The 19,061-nt window shown below is 30.5% G+C and carries 17 protein-coding genes; 9 read left to right on the top strand and 8 right to left on the bottom strand.

Annotated features, from left to right (window positions below; all coding sequences use genetic code 11):
* Positions 1-208: 208 nt before the first annotated feature.
* Positions 209-1,360 carry an SLC13 family permease gene (locus tag ACREV6_RS08490; protein ID WP_431577575.1) on the bottom strand — a complete coding sequence of 384 codons (1,152 nt, stop codon included), beginning with the start codon at positions 1,358-1,360 and terminating at the stop codon, positions 209-211.
* A gap of 139 nt (positions 1,361-1,499) precedes the next feature.
* Between ACREV6_RS08490 and ACREV6_RS08485 the strand changes: the two genes are divergently transcribed.
* Both ACREV6_RS08485 and ACREV6_RS08480 read left to right on the top strand, forming a co-directional pair.
* A complete protein-coding gene (locus ACREV6_RS08485; RefSeq protein ID WP_431577574.1) occupies positions 1,500-1,985 on the top strand; it encodes a VanZ family protein in 486 nt (161 codons plus the stop codon).
* Positions 1,986-2,055: 70 nt separating this feature from the next.
* Positions 2,056-2,526 (top strand): hypothetical protein, encoded by a 471-nt coding sequence (locus tag ACREV6_RS08480; protein ID WP_431577573.1) that lies wholly within the window; start codon positions 2,056-2,058, stop codon positions 2,524-2,526.
* A gap of 70 nt (positions 2,527-2,596) precedes the next feature.
* On the opposite strand, the gene mgtE is transcribed toward ACREV6_RS08480, so the two are convergent.
* Entirely contained in the window at positions 2,597-3,940 is a 1,344-nt protein-coding gene (gene mgtE, locus ACREV6_RS08475; RefSeq protein ID WP_431577572.1) for a magnesium transporter, read from the bottom strand.
* Positions 3,941-4,239: 299 nt separating this feature from the next.
* A complete protein-coding gene (locus ACREV6_RS08470) occupies positions 4,240-4,383 on the bottom strand; it encodes a hypothetical protein (RefSeq protein WP_431577571.1) in 144 nt (47 codons plus the stop codon).
* A gap of 251 nt (positions 4,384-4,634) precedes the next feature.
* On the opposite strand from ACREV6_RS08470, the gene ACREV6_RS08465 reads away from it, so the two are divergent.
* Complete coding sequence (locus ACREV6_RS08465; RefSeq protein ID WP_431577570.1) at positions 4,635-5,642, top strand: ComEC/Rec2 family competence protein; 1,008 nt, start codon at positions 4,635-4,637, stop codon at positions 5,640-5,642.
* Positions 5,643-5,788: 146 nt separating this feature from the next.
* Here the strand turns inward: ACREV6_RS08465 and ACREV6_RS08460 are convergent, their stop codons facing one another.
* Positions 5,789-7,612 carry a MutS-related protein gene (locus ACREV6_RS08460; RefSeq protein WP_431577569.1) on the bottom strand — a complete coding sequence of 608 codons (1,824 nt, stop codon included), beginning with the start codon at positions 7,610-7,612 and terminating at the stop codon, positions 5,789-5,791.
* 191 nt (positions 7,613-7,803) lie between these two features.
* Between ACREV6_RS08460 and ACREV6_RS08455 the strand changes: the two genes are divergently transcribed.
* On the top strand, positions 7,804-8,628 hold the full coding sequence (locus ACREV6_RS08455; RefSeq protein ID WP_431577568.1) for a hypothetical protein: 825 nt from the start codon (positions 7,804-7,806) through the stop codon (positions 8,626-8,628).
* A 97-nt stretch (positions 8,629-8,725) separates the two neighbouring features.
* On the opposite strand, the gene ACREV6_RS08450 is transcribed toward ACREV6_RS08455, so the two are convergent.
* Positions 8,726-10,219 carry a leucyl aminopeptidase gene (locus ACREV6_RS08450; protein WP_431577634.1) on the bottom strand — a complete coding sequence of 498 codons (1,494 nt, stop codon included), beginning with the start codon at positions 10,217-10,219 and terminating at the stop codon, positions 8,726-8,728.
* Positions 10,220-10,532: 313 nt separating this feature from the next.
* Positions 10,533-10,982, bottom strand: coding sequence for a ferritin-like domain-containing protein (locus ACREV6_RS08445; protein WP_431577567.1), 450 nt, complete (start codon positions 10,980-10,982; stop codon positions 10,533-10,535).
* 187 nt (positions 10,983-11,169) lie between these two features.
* On the opposite strand from ACREV6_RS08445, the gene cmk reads away from it, so the two are divergent.
* Together cmk and ACREV6_RS08435 are read left to right on the top strand one after the other, a co-directional pair.
* Positions 11,170-11,700 (top strand): (d)CMP kinase, encoded by a 531-nt coding sequence (cmk, locus tag ACREV6_RS08440; protein WP_431577566.1) that lies wholly within the window; start codon positions 11,170-11,172, stop codon positions 11,698-11,700.
* Between the two features lie 119 nt (positions 11,701-11,819).
* The gene (locus ACREV6_RS08435; RefSeq protein WP_431577565.1) at positions 11,820-11,993 is read left to right on the top strand and encodes a hypothetical protein; all 174 of its coding nucleotides are present in this window, start codon (positions 11,820-11,822) and stop codon (positions 11,991-11,993) included.
* A gap of 257 nt (positions 11,994-12,250) precedes the next feature.
* Here ACREV6_RS08435 and ACREV6_RS08430 read toward each other — a convergent pair whose 3' ends face one another.
* Both ACREV6_RS08430 and ACREV6_RS08425 read right to left on the bottom strand, forming a co-directional pair.
* Positions 12,251-14,551, bottom strand: coding sequence for a diguanylate cyclase (locus ACREV6_RS08430; protein WP_431577564.1), 2,301 nt, complete (start codon positions 14,549-14,551; stop codon positions 12,251-12,253).
* A gap of 144 nt (positions 14,552-14,695) precedes the next feature.
* Entirely contained in the window at positions 14,696-15,913 is a 1,218-nt protein-coding gene (locus tag ACREV6_RS08425) for an HD-GYP domain-containing protein (RefSeq protein ID WP_431577563.1), read from the bottom strand.
* A gap of 257 nt (positions 15,914-16,170) precedes the next feature.
* On the opposite strand from ACREV6_RS08425, the gene yidA reads away from it, so the two are divergent.
* The 3 genes from yidA (at position 16,171) to ACREV6_RS08410 (ending at position 19,040) form a co-directional block, all read left to right on the top strand.
* Positions 16,171-16,995 carry a sugar-phosphatase gene (yidA, locus tag ACREV6_RS08420; RefSeq protein WP_431577562.1) on the top strand — a complete coding sequence of 275 codons (825 nt, stop codon included), beginning with the start codon at positions 16,171-16,173 and terminating at the stop codon, positions 16,993-16,995.
* Between the two features lie 281 nt (positions 16,996-17,276).
* Entirely contained in the window at positions 17,277-17,954 is a 678-nt protein-coding gene (locus ACREV6_RS08415; protein ID WP_431577561.1) for a hypothetical protein, read from the top strand.
* Between the two features lie 426 nt (positions 17,955-18,380).
* Positions 18,381-19,040 (top strand): deoxynucleoside kinase, encoded by a 660-nt coding sequence (locus ACREV6_RS08410; protein WP_431577560.1) that lies wholly within the window; start codon positions 18,381-18,383, stop codon positions 19,038-19,040.
* The last annotated feature ends 21 nt before the right edge of the window (positions 19,041-19,061 follow it).

Raw genomic sequence — 19,061 nt, 5'->3', positions numbered from 1 at the left:
TTTATCAAAAGTAAAATTTAAACCTTTGATAAATTCACCCCCTCAAACATATAATAGTTTTTCCAAATCAAGTATAGGTTATAATGACAATATTGTAAACAAAAAATGGTGCCACCCACGTGGCAAGTGGCAAGTTTAAGGCGGAAATAGTAAGAAAACTAAAGGGATTAATCCAAAATGAATATAAATTTTAAGTTTATGGTAATAATTAAAATATAAAAATAAAGTAATTTATAAAAGTAAATAACGATAGACTTATTATATTATAAAATGTAAAACAACGAAGGTACTTATTTTTTTCCTTGTAGGTGCATTCATTTATATACAGCTTATAGGAAATAATACTAGCTAAAGATGCAATGAGGGTTCCAAGGCCACCTATATTAACCCCAAGCAGTAGCTCTCTCCAGTTTGAGGTGAAGCTTGCAAGTAGTATTGAGCAGGGAACGTTACTAATAATTTGACTTAAGATAATTGAAGAAAAATAAGTTGTGGTTTTATCTTGCAAAACCCCTTTGGCATAGTGTTCTATAAAAGGTAAACTTGATAGATTGCCAATAAAAACAAAAAAGCATATAAAGGTAAGCAGTAAAATATAATCTACTTTTACTAATAAAGTTTTATTTAATAGTATAACCACTAAAATTGTAATTATAGTGGCTAATTTGTAATTTATAATATTAAATACAGATAATAATATAAATAGGAACAAAGCGAAAAAAACCAACAGGGTTTGCTTATTTTCAACAATTACCTTATCTAAATCAAAATCCAGTGTTCTATTTTTTTGCGTTAAATTTAATAGGAAAAGCCAAATAGCACCCAGAACCGAAAAAGGGATCATTATTTCTAGAAATCCAAAGGCTGTTAGCTTATAGTAAGAAAAAATAAATAGATTTTGCGGACTACCCATAGGTGTAAGGGCACAACCAATATTAGCGGCTAGTGTTTGAAATACAACTAATTTCATAGGATTCAATTTAGCTCTTTTGCTTATTATAAGAGCCAAGGGTACAAAGGTTATTAGAGCTACATCATTGGTTATTAACATAGAACTAAAAAAAGTAAGGAATATTAAAATAAATGAAATTTTTCTGGAACTATTGAACTTAGTAAGTAGTCCTACAGCTATTTTGTCCAATACTTTCATATCTTTAAAAGCACCTACAACAATCATAAGATTAAACAAGGTAAATAATACCTTAAAATCAATATATTCCAGCTTTGGGGTGGAAAATAATGAAGTGATAATAGCCAGAGTTAATGCTAAGGAGAAAACTATTTCATTTTTTAATATATTAAATAGTTGTGTTATGTTATGCTTAAGAGATATTGTGTTTAACATTGTTTTATCACTCACTTTATTTTTAGAATTTCAAACTAGGATAGTATATCATCTTTTAGCTTTGAAATCCATTGAAGGGTAACCTTAAGGTGAGGTGCTAAATGCCTAGTAAGATTTTATAATAAAAAAATAAGTTTAAGTATAGGAGAAATTTATGAAAAATAGATTGAAAAGAAAGACAATAGCTAAGATTTTATTTTGTGTTATTTGTCTTTGCGTGATTTTTTATAATGGTACAAGGCAAGGAGAAATATCACAAAAAGCTAGTAAAGAGGTTATAAAGGTAGCAAGTAAAGTTATGAATATTCCAGCGGAGGCCATTGGTGTACCTGGCATTAAATTTAGTGATGTAAACTATTATGTAAGAAAAAATGCGCATTTTTTTCAGTATTTTGTTTTTAGCCTATTCTTATGCAGTGCAGTAAGGCAATTTAAATTATATAAGACAAGCGAAATATTTTTATTGCTATTTATTCTCTTACTGTTTCCTGTACTAGATGAGTTTATCCAAAAGTATGTACCTGGGCGAACTTCAAATATTCTTGATATAATAATTGATTTTAGCGGTGGGATTTTAGCAATGCTAATATATAATATTGGTTATAAATTCCGTAAAAACAAGGTAGTAGCGAAGTATTAATAGTGCATATTATTGACTTAATATAGTCATAATAAGTGGGTACTAAAATTCGCTATGAGGAGACTAGAAAATGCAAAAAACATCTTTAAGAATAAAAATATTAAGTGGAATGTTATGCACAGGTTTAATATTTTTTGGAGAGAATCTTAGTTTTGCAGCAGTTAAAGATAATGGAAGTGTGAAGCTTGCTTCAAGCATGGATGTTAAAGTTCCTATGGATAAGGAAAAGCTAGAGGACGAAAGAAAATCAGATATGAGTTCTACATTAGAAACTGTAATTAAAGAGAGTGTAACAGGGAGTATTATCACACAAGCTGAGGGAGATAAGGTTTTAGAATATGCAAACACTAAATCCCAGAAAAGGTCCATGGAAAATAAAACAGATAGAAAATGTAAAAGTGGAAAATGCAAAGGTGAAAGAGGCGGATTATTTAAAGATCTGGTAGCCGATGGTGTTCTAACTAAGGAAAAATCTGATGCACTTAGAGAAAAAATGCACCTTAAAAATGCAGAACTTAGAAATCAAAAAAATCAAGATTAATAAAGTTAAACTACCAAAGTGTATTTAAATGCACTTTGGTAGTTTTGATTTTTGTTGCCTCATAGAAGTTCTATACTAGGAAAGGTAAGAATAAGGTGGCAAGTCCTAGGAAAAAGAAGAAGCCTAGAACGTCGGTTACTGTAGTAACAAATACTGCAGAGGCAAGGGCTGGGTCTATATCTAGCTTTTTAAGAACAATTGGAACTGCAAAACCTGATATAGTGGCTGCCATCATATTTAGCACCATAGATAAACCAATAACCACTCCGAAAACTACATTTTTTTCCCAAAACCAGCCTAAAAGAGCTACAGCGATACCCACTGAAACACCTGTACATAGACCTACACCAAATTCTTTTAACAATATTTTCTTGGAATTTTTAGCGTCTATTTCTCCTAGAGCAATGCTACGAATAATAATAGTTAAAGTTTGGGTACCTGCATTACCGCCCATTCCTGCAACTATAGGCATAAAGGTGGCTAGGGCTACAACCTTTTGAATGGTGCCTTCAAAAAGACTAACGGTAGCGGCTGCCATTATAGCCGTTACTAAATTTACAAATAACCAGGGTAATCTACTGCTGACAGATGCTTTAAGAGAACCAGTAACCTTTTCATCTTCTTTTAAACCTGCAAGACGATATAAATCCTCAGTATGCTCATCACTAAGAATTTCCATTATATCATCTGCAGTTATTATTCCTAAAATCTGCATTGCCGCGTTTACTACGGGCATAGTTAAAAATCCATATTTTTCAAATATGTGGCCAACTTCTTCTTGGTCCATATCAACGGGTATACTCATGGCATTACTGTTCATAATATCAGAAATTTTTACATCAAAGCTACTTACCACAATGTCTCTTAGGGATATAACCCCTTTTAAAAGATGATTTTCATCTGATACGTATATATAATAAGAAGTTTCTGCTTCTGGAGCTTCCTTTTGTAAATAAGCTAAGGTATCACCTATGGTCATATTTTCTTTTACACTGATAAATTCAGTGGCCATAATTCCTCCTGCACTTTCCGCAGGGTAGGTCAGAAGCTCTTTTACTCCATCCGCATCTTCTTTATCCATTTTTATCATTATGCTTTTAGCTTCATCTTCTGAAACTGATTCTAATAAGTCCACTAATTCATCGGAGGACATTTCGTGTATGATTTCCTTTTGAATTGTTTCGGGATGAATGGATAAAAGGTTGTACTTATCCTCATCCTCTGCTTCATCAATAATATCAGCAATGACATTTGGGGATAGGTTTTGGAATAAATCTAGGATATTTCCCTCATATTCGCTAATAGCCATTAAAATATCTGTAGGATGGATAAATTGAATAAGTTTATTTATTTCCTCTATATTTCCATTTATTAAAAATTCTGTTAGTGCTTCTCCATTTAATCCATGTGCCATGTAAACCTCCTAAATCTTATGAGAGGAAGAAGATATAGCTAAATCAAGCTTTAGTATAAATGAATTCTTCCTCTATAATAATATTAAATTTTATATAATAATTATGATGACTGGGTCCTGAATCCATTTATACCACCTCCAATAAAAAGATTAGGTGTTTAATCTAATCTATTATATGATAGCAGTGATTTAAAGTCAATTTCCTGCATGACTTGCAATAGGTTTTATATTAATTTAAAAAAAGTTGTACAAGCTTTCTTATAGATAGCATGTACAACCTTTTCAATTTTTTGTAAATGTTAGTTAGTTAAAACTAGTTGAACTCCATATTTGTCTTTAAAATCTTCGTCTTTATTACAAGAAGTTACATAAAAGGAGCCTTTTAAAAAAGTAGCTACAGAAATTAATATAATAAAATTTTTGAATATTAAATTAATTTTCATAACATTTCTCCTTTCCGATAATACTATATTATTATAATATTATTTTGCTCTAAAATAAAATTAAAACACTATTGAATCATAGGGAATAAGTTAAAATATATACATGGTTTAATTGTTAATTGCCAATATAGATAAAAATAAAATTACATAAAAACCCAAAAAAATTCACAAAACTACAAAAGTGTTGTATTGTAGTACATAATTGATATAGTTATGGAAACATAATTAGAGATTTAAGGGGGTATTTTGTTATGAAAAGATTTAAAATTAAATATATAAGCTTTTTTATCTTGCTTTTATTTGTTTTTCTTTTATCTGGATGTGCCAGTAGTGCTGGCTATAAAACCACAAGCGTTTCAAATGATAAACTGCAAAAAAGTAAGAAACAAGAAATAAAATCAGATAAAAACAGTAAAACAGAGGATAAAAACACCAAAACTACCCAAGATGTAGGTGAAAAAGCTAATTTAGCTGTAAATGGCAATTTAAAAGTTCATTTTATTAATGTAGGACAAGCAGATAGCATCTTAATACAACAAGGTTCGAAGTATATGCTTATTGATGCAGGAAACAATGGTGATGGTAAGTTAGTTAAAAACTATTTGTTAAAGCAAGGTATAAAGAACTTAGATTATGTTATTGGAACTCATCCGCACGAGGATCATATTGGGGGATTAGATTATATAATTAATGATTTTAAAATAGGTAAAATATATTTACCTAAAGCCACCTCTACTACAAAAGCTTTTGGAGATGTAATTGTAGCAATAAAAAATAAGGGACTTAAGGTAGCTGAGCCGAAACCAGGCGAAACCTTCAATTTAGGTTCTGCAAAATGTACTATTTTAGCACCAAATAATAGTAAATATAAGGATATGAATAATTATTCTGTGGTGGTAAAATTAGAATTTGGAAGTAATTCTTTCCTTTTAACAGGAGATGCGGAGGATATATCAGAAGGTGAAGTCCTTGCCAAAGGGTTTAATGTCAAAGCAGATTTACTTAAGGTAGGGCATCATGGAAGCAGTTCCTCTACTACAGAGAAATTTTTATCTAAGGTAAATCCAAAATATGCAGTTATATCTACTGAAACAGGAAACGACTATGGGCATCCACATAAGGAAACCATGGATAAGTTGAAAAATAAAAATATATCAGTATACAGAACAGATGAGCGTGGCACCATTATTGCAACATCTAATGGAAAAACCATAACCTTTAACACAAAACCAGGTAGTTATAAAGCAGGGCAGCGCTAATGCAGGTAACAATTATCAATTGTTACCGCCCACTTATGGAAGTGGGAGACTTTCCTTCTAAAATATGGTTAAAAAATAAAAACATCAAAATACCTGAGAGGTATTTTGATGTTTTAAATATTTTATTGGGGATAAAACTCATAATTTTATTTAGGAATTTCAATGTCCGGTGGAATTTCAAGTCCTGCCATTTTCATTAAGTATAATGCATTTCTAGTGGTAGAAACCCCAGGTCGCAATTTATAGTCAAAGTATAGTTTATCATCTTTATAATATTCTCTAAGGTGATAATTTTTAACTTTCACGTTGGTATTCTCTATTTCACCTAATTCCAAATCGTGGGTAGATACAAAGCCTAGTGCATTTTCATTACTTAATTTGCTTACCAAAACCTTAGCTCCTGTATGCCGATCTATAGAGTTAGTTCCTTTGAAAATTTCATCTAATAAGAAGAATATTGGGGCTTTATTTTCCGTAGCACTTACAAGTTTTTTTATTCGGAGTAGCTCTGCATAGAAAGAAGAAATATTCTTTTCTAAATTATCACTTGTCCTCATGCAGGTATAAATATCCATTATAGAGCAGTAAAAATCATCTGCACATACGGGAGCACCGGCATAGGCTAAAACTAAGTTAATACCTGTAGTACGAAGTAATGTGCTTTTTCCAGACATATTGGAACCAGTTATTAAAAGAATGTTTCGTGATTTTTCAATGAGAACGTCATTATATACTCTGCTGGTTCCCAGTAGTGGGTGTCCCAGACTTTTAGCTTTAAAAATAGGGGAGCCTTCCTTGAACTTTGGCATTGTCCAATTACTATGCTCATAGGCTATAGCAGACAAACTATTTAAGGCTTCCATTTCGCCTATAACCTCTAGCCAAGATTTTAAAGAAGCTCCACTAGCTTTTTTAAAGCGTTGTAAATTAATTAAACATTGATAATCCCACAGAGTAAGGATGTTTATGGGGATATAATACATGTTTTTTCTGTCAGATATTAAGGTCACTAGATTTACTAGTTTTTTTATCTGAAAAGAGGCCGTAAGTCCCTTGCTATTTATAAGTTTTTCTTTTAATTTTATCAAGTACTCTGAACTAAACTTCTTATTTTCTATATGCACAAGGAGTTTATTATATATAAGAATTGTATTTTTATATTGGTGTACTGTATCTAAATTTTTACTTACTTCTTTGTAGCCAAGTGAGAGAAGTATTATTTGAATCACGACGCCTATAAGTCCTATTTTATAGGAAATATTTGGAAAAATAAGGGAGGACACAAAAATTGATAGAGTTATTACTGGTAATATTCTTATTATAGCTATTACCCAGGATTTTAGAAAAAACTCATTTTTAGATTGTACCCATTTGAACAATTCTTCCGGGTTATGATTTTTATTTTCACTAAGTATTGCTTCCGCTTCAAATCTTTGCGTCCAACCAATATTGTTTGTAAGCTCTTTAATTGCTTCCTGTCTTTTATATATTTCTTCAATACTATAAATAGGAGCAGAGAAAGTATCCTTCAATTTTTTTCTGCCAAGATAAGTTGTGCAACTATTAATCCATTGGAAAAGGGAGTTATCACCAAATATATCTAAGTCTTTTGTATAATTGTGATTTTCATCAGAAAAATCCTCACCATTATCTGAAAACTCCTTCCAATTGTTAGTAAGACGTTTTATACAATTTTCATTAATTTTACTTAAAGTAGAACAACGAATTTTGTTGTGTTTTATCTTGCTATGTTTAATTGCTAGAAATACAAATATTAGAAGAGTGGCAATTAATACAGAGAGGCATAAATAATAATTAGGTCGCAAATAAAAGAAAATAGTAAAGCCGAGGCCACTTGCAAAGACTAAAAATCTTAATAAGCTTATAAAACTTACCATTTCATTCTGTTTTTTTAATAGATTATCGTAATGTTTTTTTCGATTAGCATAAAGTTTTTTTTCAGTTTCCATTATATCCTCCTAGGCATTCTTATTAGATATATAATATCATACTAAAGGCTTGGTTCGCAATTTTCAATTTAGGATAATATGACTAAATAAATACCATGATAAGGATAAATTATTTGTGAACTATCTTATTTGCAAGTTTATGTTGTATTATATGTGATAATATATAAACATTAAGAATAGAAGGAGCGATTATGGCTAGAAGTAAAAAAATGAGGAAAAACAGAGGAATATTGTTACTGAGTATTGTATTAGGAGCAATGGCAGTCTTTGCATACATGATTTTATATAATGGTGGGATAATTGTTAGAAAAACAGATTCCACAGAGATTGTGAGTAAACTTGCATATATTAAAGTAAGAGGTGGAGAATTTCAATTAAATCAAAAGGATATAGATGAACTTATCAATTTAAATTTTAAAAATCCTGTAAATAAGGGGAATATAACTCTACAGGGTGTTAACATAAAAGTGTTAAATGATGAACTTTTAATTGAGGCGCCTATAAGTTATAACAAACTTAAATTGCTACTTTCTTCTAAAGGTAAAATAAGTTTTTCTAATGGAGAAATTGTATATCTTGCAGACAATTTTAAAATCGGAAAGCTGCCGGTACCTAAAAGCCTGATAATTTCTCAAATAAAAAAACAGGATAGTAAGGTATTTTATGTAGAGGACAACTTAATAAAAATTAAAGAAGGTGCACTTCCTTTTAAGATCAATAGTTTAAAGATTGTAGATAATAAAATATTAGGAACCGCTGTGAAACTGGATATAAAAATGTTGCTTAAAGACTTGGACAAGAGCAGTTCCGCAGACGTAGACAAACAACTAGCGACCTTGGAAGAAAAAATGCAAAGCGCTGTTGTATTTATGAATGAAACACAAAAGGAAAAAATGCAACAAATTCAAAACATCCTTGATGAAGTCAAGGGTAAATCTATAGAAGAAAAGAAAAAAACCATAAATGATATTACAAGTGAACTTGATAAAGCTATGAGTGAATCTAAGAGACAGTAAGTCTTTACGCACAAAGACAAGCTTTTAAATTATAGGGATTATTTTAAAAAACAAACTATCAAAATACTTATAAGTATTTTGATAGTTTGTTTTTTTTTTATTTTTCTAGTTGCTTAATCAAGTGATACAACAATCTAGCACCTTCACCAGTTCCACCTTTAGATTTATAACCACTATCTTTTTCTGACCAAGAAGTTCCAGCTATATCAAGGTGTAGCCAAGGTTTTTCTTCTACAAATTCTCCAATGAATAAGCCTGCTGTTATAGTTCCAGCTTTTATACCGCCTAGGTTTTTAAGGTCTGCTACATCAGACTTTATTAATTCTTTATATTCATCAAAAGCAGGTAATCTCCAAACTTTTTCATCACAAATTTTTGAAGCTTGCTCTAATCTATTATAGAAGAAATCATTATTTGAAACTACACCAGTAGTTGTAGTTCCTAAAGCTGAAATAACTGCCCCAGTTAATGTGGCTATATCTACTACTTTAGTAGCATGCTCTTTTTCAATTATATAATTCACTGCATCTACAAGCGTTAATCTTCCTTCAGCATCAGTGTTAAGTACTTCTATGGTTTTTCCACCCATGGAGCCTATTATGTCTCCTGGTCTGTAACTGTTTCCACTAATCATATTTTCACAAGAAGCAATGACTGCCACTACATTTACCTTTGCTTTTAGTTTTGTTATAGCAGTCATGGCACCAATTACAGCAGCTGCTCCACCCATATCAGATTTCATTGTAAGCATTCCAGTAGTAGGTTTTATAGATAAACCACCAGTATCATAAGTAAGTCCTTTTCCAACGAGTCCTACAATTTCATCCTTATTGACCGGGTTGCCATTATATCTCATTACAATTAATCTTGGTGGGTTATCAGAAGCTTTTGCTACTTCAAGGAATGCTTGCATATTCAACTCTTTTATAGAAGCTTCATCAAATATTTCAACTTCAAAGCCACTTTCATCACCGGCTTTTGTTGCCTGGCTTGCTAGATTTATAGGACTTAATATATTAGCAGGTTCATTAACTAAGGTTCTAGCTAATAGGTTAGCTTGTCCAAGTATTATACCTTCATTAATTCCCATATCAATACTTTCTAATTCATCTTCCTGATTGTATATTATAGTGAATTGTTCTAAGACTGAAGCTTTTTTATCTGATTTATATTTATCAAATTTATAATCTGCCATGACAGTAGCTTCAGAAATAGTTCGAGTGATCTCATCTAAGTTCATTAGGCTAACTAAATTTTGTATATTTATATCAATAGATTTAGATTTAAGATTTGCTGCCTCTTTTACTGCTTTTGCTATATTTTTTCTTAATTTGTCTAAATTAAAATCTTCTTTTTTACCAATACCAACTAAAATTATATTTTTAGGACTTTCATTTCTAAATAAGTTGATATTTTGAAGCTCTCCGTTTTTACATTTAAAGTCTTCACTATCTAATGTAAATTTAATTTTAGACAATAATTCATTGTCTAAAATTAAATTTAGATCTTCTAATTTGGAATCCTCAAAATATGTAATAAATTTTGTTTCAGCTTCATTGGTTTTGGATTTTATATTTTTGCTATTGAATATCATACATATTCACCTTCTCTTTCATTTTTGGTATAAGGCATATTTATTATCATGTGCCTAGTTCATATAAAACGATAATGATTATCAAGTAATATCTAATTTGATTGTATGCTTAGTGACTAATTTTGTCAATAGATATAGAGATTTTTCTTAAAGAATGCTATAACAAAAGGTATATATTGCTAAAATGCGTTCATGTCGCCAAGGAATTCTAATGCATTCTACGCAATATATACTTTTGTTAGCGTAATATAAGAAAAAATGCATAACCCTATTATCTCCAAGTAACAGTCACCTTACTATTATTTCCAAGTCACAGTTGCCTTACTAGGGTAAATAAGTAATTGTATTTTGCACTATGCTTTATTTCATCAGTTATAATATTGAAAAGCATGTCTCTATAAATTGTAGATGGAAGTCCTCTTCTGATTTCCCTATATCTTTCTACAGCACTCAGTTCTCCAAATAAAGCTTTTTTTATACCATCAGGGTAAGAAATAGGCTTTACAAATTCCTCATCTTCACCAGAGGGTACAAAGGCACCAGTTATGCTTTTATATATTTGTCTAAACATTTTATTATGTCCACGTTCATCATCTCTTATAGAGGCAATAATTCTCTTTTCATCATCTGTAGGGGCAATGCTTATTAAGTAATCATAGAATAATTCATCTTCTTTTTCACCTTGAACAGCTAATTTAATTCCTTCTAAGGATTTTTCTAATAAATTCATATCATACATGGAATATGGGTTTGCAAACATTTGAAACCTCCTTTTAGTGCTTTTTAGGAAAAAACAATTATAAAATCAATATTATATATAATATGAAGAACCGTTGATATCTGTTACAAGGAGCAGTTCCAAAAAGTATATTTATGAAGTATAATTGGTATTATAATTTTATGGGGTATTTATTTTAGTGAATTAAAGTATTGGAGATGATTTTAAATTGAAAATAACTATAACAGGAGCCTTATATTCAGGTAAAAGCAGTGTTGCTAAGGCTATAAGTGAGGCTTTAGATTATACTTATTTTAGTGTAGGTGAATTACAAAGAAAGCTAGCAGTTGAAAAAGGAATATCTATAACAGAATACAATAAATATATGCTTAATAATAATTTAGATAATGAAGTTGACAATAGGACTACAGAAATTGGAATAGAAAATGAAAATTTTATTTTTGATGCTAGACTTGCATGGAATTTCATACCAGATTCTTTTAAAATTTATCTAAAGGTAGATATTGATGTTGCAGTGGAGCGGGCTATGAAGAATGAAAGAGGTACATCAGAGAAATATGCTTCAAAACAAGAAGCAAAGGAGAATATAATTGAAAGAAGGAGATTAGAGTCTAGTCGATTTAAGGATATTTATGATATTGATATAGATAATGAGAGTAACTATGATTTAGTTATTGATACTTCTCATATCAGTATGGAAGAGGTAATAAAAGGTGCCTTAGATAAGGTGAAAGAATAATTCCAAAGGTAGGAAATTTATTCTTCGAAATATAAGTGTAAAAAACATTCATAATTCCCTACAATAATTAATACTATTAATAGTGATTAGAGAACTATAAACAAAAAGGGGGATTTAAAATGGGAAAAGAATTTCGCGGTAGGGCTTTGTGGAAGTTGCCATCAAGAGGAAGAGGAACTTGTCCTGTATGTAAGACTGAAAGAATAAAGTTGTTGTATGATCTAATTATGGGTAGTGGTGAAAAAATTAAGGTTTGTAAGAGATGTCAGCATAAAAAAATAGATAATCTTTAATAATAAAATAAAGCATGGGATTTCGCCTAGGTGGCTTGCAATAAGAATTTCAAGAGTTTCTGCGCTTCTTATTGAAAGCCACTCCAGAGAAATCCCATGCTTTTTTTAGTAATTGTCATGTGTCTGGGCTTGCTTACGGGATTTTTAAGTACATAAACTAAGAGTCTGTAAAACTCATTATATTAGCGTAACAAGTAAATCCAAATCTAGTTTTTGGTATATTTTTTATCCCAGTCTCTACCTAAACTACCTCCATCCTAAGTTACTGTTGAAGAGTCCAAATTTATTGACACAACTTGATTTTTACCTAGAGATTTTGCTTGATACAGCGCTTTATCCGCCTCTACAAACAAATAATCTAAATCTTGTATTGTAGGAGTAATGGAAGCAACTCCAATGCTTAAGGTTATAGGTATCGAAGCTGATTTCCTAATAATTATAGGGTTATTTTCTATAGCACTTCGTAGGGCTTCACCAATTATTTCTGCTTCTTCAAAGGAGATAGTGGGTAATAGAACAATAAATTCTTCACCACCATAACGACCTAAAATATGATTCTTACTTAAAGTTTCAGAGCAAATTTTAGAAAGATGCTTTAATACCAGGTCACCAGTATGGTGACCTAAATTATCATTGACTTTCTTGAAATCGTCAATGTCCATCATAATGCCTGAAATGGTCTGTGCAAATGATTTTGCTTTATCAAAGTTTATATTTGCAAGTTCAAAAAAACTACGTCTGTTGTACAAGTTAGTTAGCGGGTCTATGCTAGCTAGATGCTTAGTTTTACCATGTAGTTTAGCATTTTCTATAGCCATTCCTGCATGGCATGCAAAGTATAAAGCTATGTCACAGTGATACTTAGTATAAATATTCTTTTGGGTTGAATCTAATGTTAAGATACCGACAATTTCGTTTTTAAACAGTATAGGTATTCCCATCCAACTTTCAATTGTAGCTTTATCTATAAATAGACTAAAACGAGGATCTTCTTTAACATCAGAAACTAATAGTGTAGTTTTAGTTGTACATATTTCTTTAAATAGCTTGTCATCCTCTTTATTAATAGAAATTTTATATATATCTTCCACATTTTCAAATCCATTTCCGGCCCTAACGTTAAAACGGTTATTTTCTTCCATGAAAAATGAGGCACTGTCATAAGGTACTAATTCTTTTAAGTTTTCTAATAATTTATCTAAAACCTCTTGTAAATTCAAGGTAGAATTTAAGAGAAAGGTAACTTTTGTAAGTTTTTCTGCTAATAGATACTGTTCTTTTTCCTTAGATAAATTTTCTATTTTTTTGTAAGCTTTAGATTCATTCATTGCCAACATAAAAGCATTAAAAAGTATGAGAAATAAGAATCCTGATAGTGAATAGTCATTGAAATTATTTAAACCTAGATGTCGTAGTATTGACATAGCGGTTATAGCAATAGGTACTAAACAACTAATTGCAATAATTAAGCTCCCTTGTTTTCTACTATTATATGATTTTAATATGATAAAAGAAGCATAAATAATCATTAATAAAGTGAATATTTGAAAGACCATAAGGAACTTTGAGGAGAGCAGGGGGGGGATAAATATAGTAGTAATTATAAAGAAAAAACAAAAAAGTTTGCAACCATTTTTAATCCATTTTGAATAATTATTTTTAAAAACTACATGTATGTAATTTATCATAAGATAAACTCCAACATAAAAAGTTAAGTATTCTAGTTTAAGTCCCAAGCTATAGCTTAAGTTATTATACATTGTGAAAAAGTATTTATTGCCAACAATTAAGGCTCTTAAAGATAAAGTTATACAGAGGGCGCCAAAATACAGTTTAGGCGTATCATCTGTTCTAAAAGCATATAACCACAAGTGATACAAGCCCATTATAAGCAATACACTGAAGTAAAGAATTTCAAGAGCAATGGAAGCTTCTCTTTTATTAGACATTTGAGTTTGTGTCCCTAGATAAATTTTGTCCTGGGTACCACCATCTTTAAAATTATAATTTGAAATTTGAAGTACTAAATGAATTTTATCACTTTTATTCATAAAATAACTGGTTATGGGTATAGTGCTGGGATGTTCGGAAAAACTGCTTGTACCAACAATTCCATTAGAAGAAAGGAGGTCTCCATTAACCCATAATTTATATGCAGATAACATATCAGGAACACTAATACCTAAAAGGGTGTCTTTATATTTATCATTTAATTTTATTGTTAAACTATATGTAGCATAGCCATTAGAACTATAAATTTTATTGTGTTTATTCCACTCCATAGGCATTTCTATATAAGAGGGAAGTGTTGAGTTAGTTGCAAAATCTTTTGGCGTCAATAATTGCTGCCAGTAAAATTCCCATTGACCTCCAAGGGAAGTATAACCATCTTTATGAAAATCCCAATTTGAAAGCTCCAATACTCCTTTTTGAGAGCTAATGTTTGAGGAGATATTGGTGGTGGCTAATTTATTTAAGGTGAAAATGACAAATAATAATGTTGCTAAAATAATAGTAGATAGAGTAATGATAAATGTTTTTTCTTTTTTTAGCATCATAATCTAGTCTCCCCCCAAAAATTAGTTTATTTCATATATTACAGTTATTATTTTACATTAACACAGATAAATTGTCAGTACTTTTCCTCTAACTTAACATTATTATGTATTGAAATTCATAATAGCTATTTATAATTGATATATTTAACAGTTTACTTTGAAAATATAATCTATATCTTCTGTGATTTTACAATCAATAAAGTTATTATTCTTCATATCATTTAATATTAACATAGCCGCTTTATGGGTTAAGGAAGGTCTATAAGGACGAGCCTCAGTTAAAGCTTGGTATATATCAAGACAAGCCATAAGTCTGGAATTAAAGTCCAGTTCTTTGTGGCTTTTTCCAAAGGGGTAGCCTTTACCATTTAACTTTTCATGATGGTTTGAAGCCCATTCCACTATGTTCTCGAAGCCACTTACTTCTTGCAGCGCAATTCTAGTATAGTAGGGATGTTCTTTTATAATTTCATATTGATCTAAGGTTAGTTTTTCTGGATTGTCTAATATAGAGTTAGGTACGGCTAACTTTCCTATATCGTGTAAATCAGCAGCAATAATTAATTTGTAGCTATCATCTTCATTATAACCATAGTATTTAGCTAGCTTTTCTATTTTAATTGCTAGTTCACTAGAATGTAATTGTGTGTAGGGAGATTTAGAGTCTATTATTTTTGATAAGATTTTTGTTATGTCTCGTATTTTTTTAAAGGAACATTCGATTGATAATGGTGGAACTAATTTTTTTAAAGCAGTTGTAATATACATACTTTTTAAATCTAACCAGAAACTTTTATGGCTAGATATATTGAGGAATGCGTTTGCTATATTATCTGAGAATATAATATTTCTATTCTCATTTATAAAAGATATAAGCTTATTAAGATCTTCATTTTTTAAACTTTCAAAATTAAAATTAATATCAAGAAGATCCGCAAGGTGAATTATTTGAGACATTAATGGTATGTAATTCCCTTTTATGTTAAAAAAACCTGTGCCATCATAGTTTTCATGATGATAAAGTAGAACATTCACTACATCGCCATTGAAAGGGAAAGTGCTAATATTTCTTTCGGATGCTGTACAATGTTCTTTTTTTCGTTCTATTAAGGTGAAGTTTTCCAAATTTTTTCCTAGTAATTTATCATGTAAGCTTTTTTCACTAACGCCATTATCATGAAGAATTGCTAAAGCGGTTAAATCATATAACTCTTTATTAGTTAGCCCTAAGTGTTTCCCCATTTTATAACATATGTAAGATACTCTTTTGCTGTGGTTAGAAGTAGCACCTGTAAGGTCCAGCTCTACAAAATCCAAAGCAAAGGATATTGACATTAAAAATTCATTTAAATTAAATAGCATGCGTTATTTCCTCCAATGTAATTATATTTATTATTAGATAGCAATTTTCATAAAGTAATTATAAGCTAAGTTTTGATAAAATTAAACATTTTTATAGAGGATATTACAAAATAGGAATAAAAATTCACGCAAAGTTTACAAAGTGTGAAATCCATTACTTAAAAAATTCCATGATATAATTAATAAATATAATTATTAAAAATAATTTAATCACTTTAGAGTGGTTTCTAATAAATGTAGTTACATGGAGGTTATGGATGTATAAATTATTAGCATTAGATATGGACGGAACATTATTAAATGATGAAAAGAAAATTTCACCAGCAAATTATGAAGCGATACAAAAGGCTAGAGAAAATGGAGTAAAAGTTGTACTAGCATCAGGAAGACCTTTAGTTGGTTTTAAAAAATATTTAGAAGAACTTGATTTAGTTTCTGAGGAGGATTATGCAGTAGCTTTTAATGGAGCGCTTGTTCAAAGCTCTGAAGGTGGCGAAATAATATCTAAAACAACATTAACGCTTCAAGATTATAAATATTTGTACAAGTTAAGTAAAGAGCTAAAAGTGAATATACACGCATTAACAGAGAATAGTGTAATTTCTCCTAAAGATACTATATACACTAGAGGCGAGGCAGAAATGAATGGTATATCCAATGAAATAATTGCTGTGGAAGATGTGCCTGAAGATACTACTATAGTAAAGGTTATGTTTGTAGACACGCCAGAGTTAATAGAGGAGATAATGCAAAAGATTCCCGAAGAAGTAAGTGGTAAGTACACAATAGTTAGAAGTGCACCTTTCTATTTAGAATTTCTTGATAAATCTGTTAACAAAGGCGCAGGAGTAGCAGCACTTGCAAAAAAACTTAATATTAAACAAGAAGAGGTTATATGCATAGGCGATGCGGGCAATGATATTCATATGATTAAATATGCTGGACTAGGAGTTGCCATGGGAAATGCCTTCCCAGAAGTTAAAAGAGCTGCAAATTTTATAACTAAAACTAATGAGGAAGATGGAGTTGCGTATATAATTAATAAGTTCATTCTAAATGGCGAAGAAGGATTTGCAGTATAATAAATATTAAATAATAATAGTTATTGACAATGGATTATATATAGTATATAATAAAAATATAGAAACTGTTAATACATTTAGTAGTGATCATCTTTATACCCCCCAGTTAAAGATAAATTTAATACTGAAAAAAATTTCCTCTTAAAACAAATATAGAAAAGCTAGTAAAAGTCCAATACTAGCTTTTTTTTATTTGTAAATAGTCACAATGGTGTTAAAAAAATCTGTAAACTGCTTTGGGATTCTGATATAATACAAAGGAATACAAAGGGGGAATTATAGTGAAAAAAAAGGATTTAATATGGATAGGGGCATTACTAATAATTGTTTTTTTATTGGCGTTTCCATCAACTAACGAAATATATACAGTAGCGAACAAAGCGCATCCTTACATAATGGGATTTGTAAAGGTTTCCATTTTAGCTACTATGGGAGAGCTTTTAGCAATTAGAATAGCCACTGGAAACTATAAGAAACCTGTAGGGATTGTATATAAATTTATAGTTTGGGGATTTTTAGGTATGGGGTTTGTTATAGCTTTTGATTTGTTTGCAAATGGAGTAATAGGTTCAATGAAGAAGGGATTATTACCTAGCGGTGCAGCTGATACTTTTTCAGCTAAATTATTATTTGCCTTTTTCACAAGTGCTTTTATGAATTTAATTTTTGGTCCTACCTTCATGACTTTGCATAGACTTACTGATACCTATATAGGTTTGGGACAAGGAAAATTTAGTGAAATTAAAAAAGTTAAGCTTAGAGCTGTAACAGATAAAATAGATTGGTATGGATTTATGAGCTTTGTTGTTTTTAAAACTATCCCTTTTTTCTGGATACCAGCACATACAATAACTTTCCTATTGCCAGGTGAGTATAGAGTTCTTATGGCTGCATTTTTATCCTTGGCTTTGGGTATAATTTTGGCTTATTCAAAAAGGAAAAATCTTAAAATTGTATAGGGGTAACAGAGTAGTATGAAATTTCGCTTGCGTGCCTTGCAAACGAGCTTAAAACTAGAAATTTGATTAAGAAATTCTAATCTTTTGCTCATATAAAATCCTCTAGCGCTCACATTCGGCGTCCTGCCTCAGTTCGCTAGCCTGCCGTCCTGGCAGGCTTACGAGGATTTTACATTCGCAAAAGAAGAATTTCTAAATCAAATTTCAATAGTTTCTGCGCTTCTTATTGCAAGTCACTCCGGCGAAATTTCATACTGACTATTTATATGGTGTTTTAAACAGCCATTTGGGAATTCCGCTGGGGGACATAACAATTACTAATGTCTATTCATCCTGAGTTGCTTAGGGAAATCAAATTTTAGAATGAAAGTAGTTAGAAAATGTGCAGTTTTATACCTGAAAAAGATATAAGAGGAGTATAAAATTATGGGATATTACGAGAAGTCACTAAGTAAGATAAACCGAGGAGGGCACTGGGACATGATAGTTATAGATGGTGTAGTTGGAGTGGGGAAGACCACCCTTATGAATATAATGGCAGAAAAGGGCTATAAGTGTTTTGAAGAGCCGGTGGTAGATAATCCTATATTAGAAAAATTTTATTATAATAGGGAGAGATATAGTTTTTCATTGCAAATATTTTTCCTTAATAAAAGATTTAAAAATATTAAGGCAGCTTCAAGAGTGAAAAATGCTGTTATGGACAGAAGTATTTATGGAGATGTAATTTTTGCGAAAATGTTGAATGATGCAGGAGAGATGTGTAACGAAGAGTTTGATTTATATTCTGAGTTATTCGAAAATATGATTGAGCATTGCATGGCACCGAAGTTACTAGTATATCTAGAAACATCTGTAGAAGCAGCTATGGATAAGATAAATCGAAGAGGTAGAGAGTATGAGAAAATTGTGGAACGTGGGTATTGGGAAAAGCTAAATTCTAATTATAGAGCTTATTTTGAGCAATATAATATATCTCCAATTTTAAAGATAAATGTGGATGGATTAGATTTTGAAAATAATGAAAAAGATAAAGAATATGTGTTGGGACTTATAGATGAAGCTTTGACAAAAATAAAATATTAAAAAGAAAAAGCAGGCAAAATC

Source organism: Clostridium sp. (genome assembly GCF_050717515.1).
Classification (GTDB): domain Bacteria; phylum Bacillota; class Clostridia; order Clostridiales; family Clostridiaceae; genus Clostridium_AD.
Note: the sequence above shows the minus strand (reverse complement) of the source record. Positions and strands in the feature narration are given on the sequence as shown.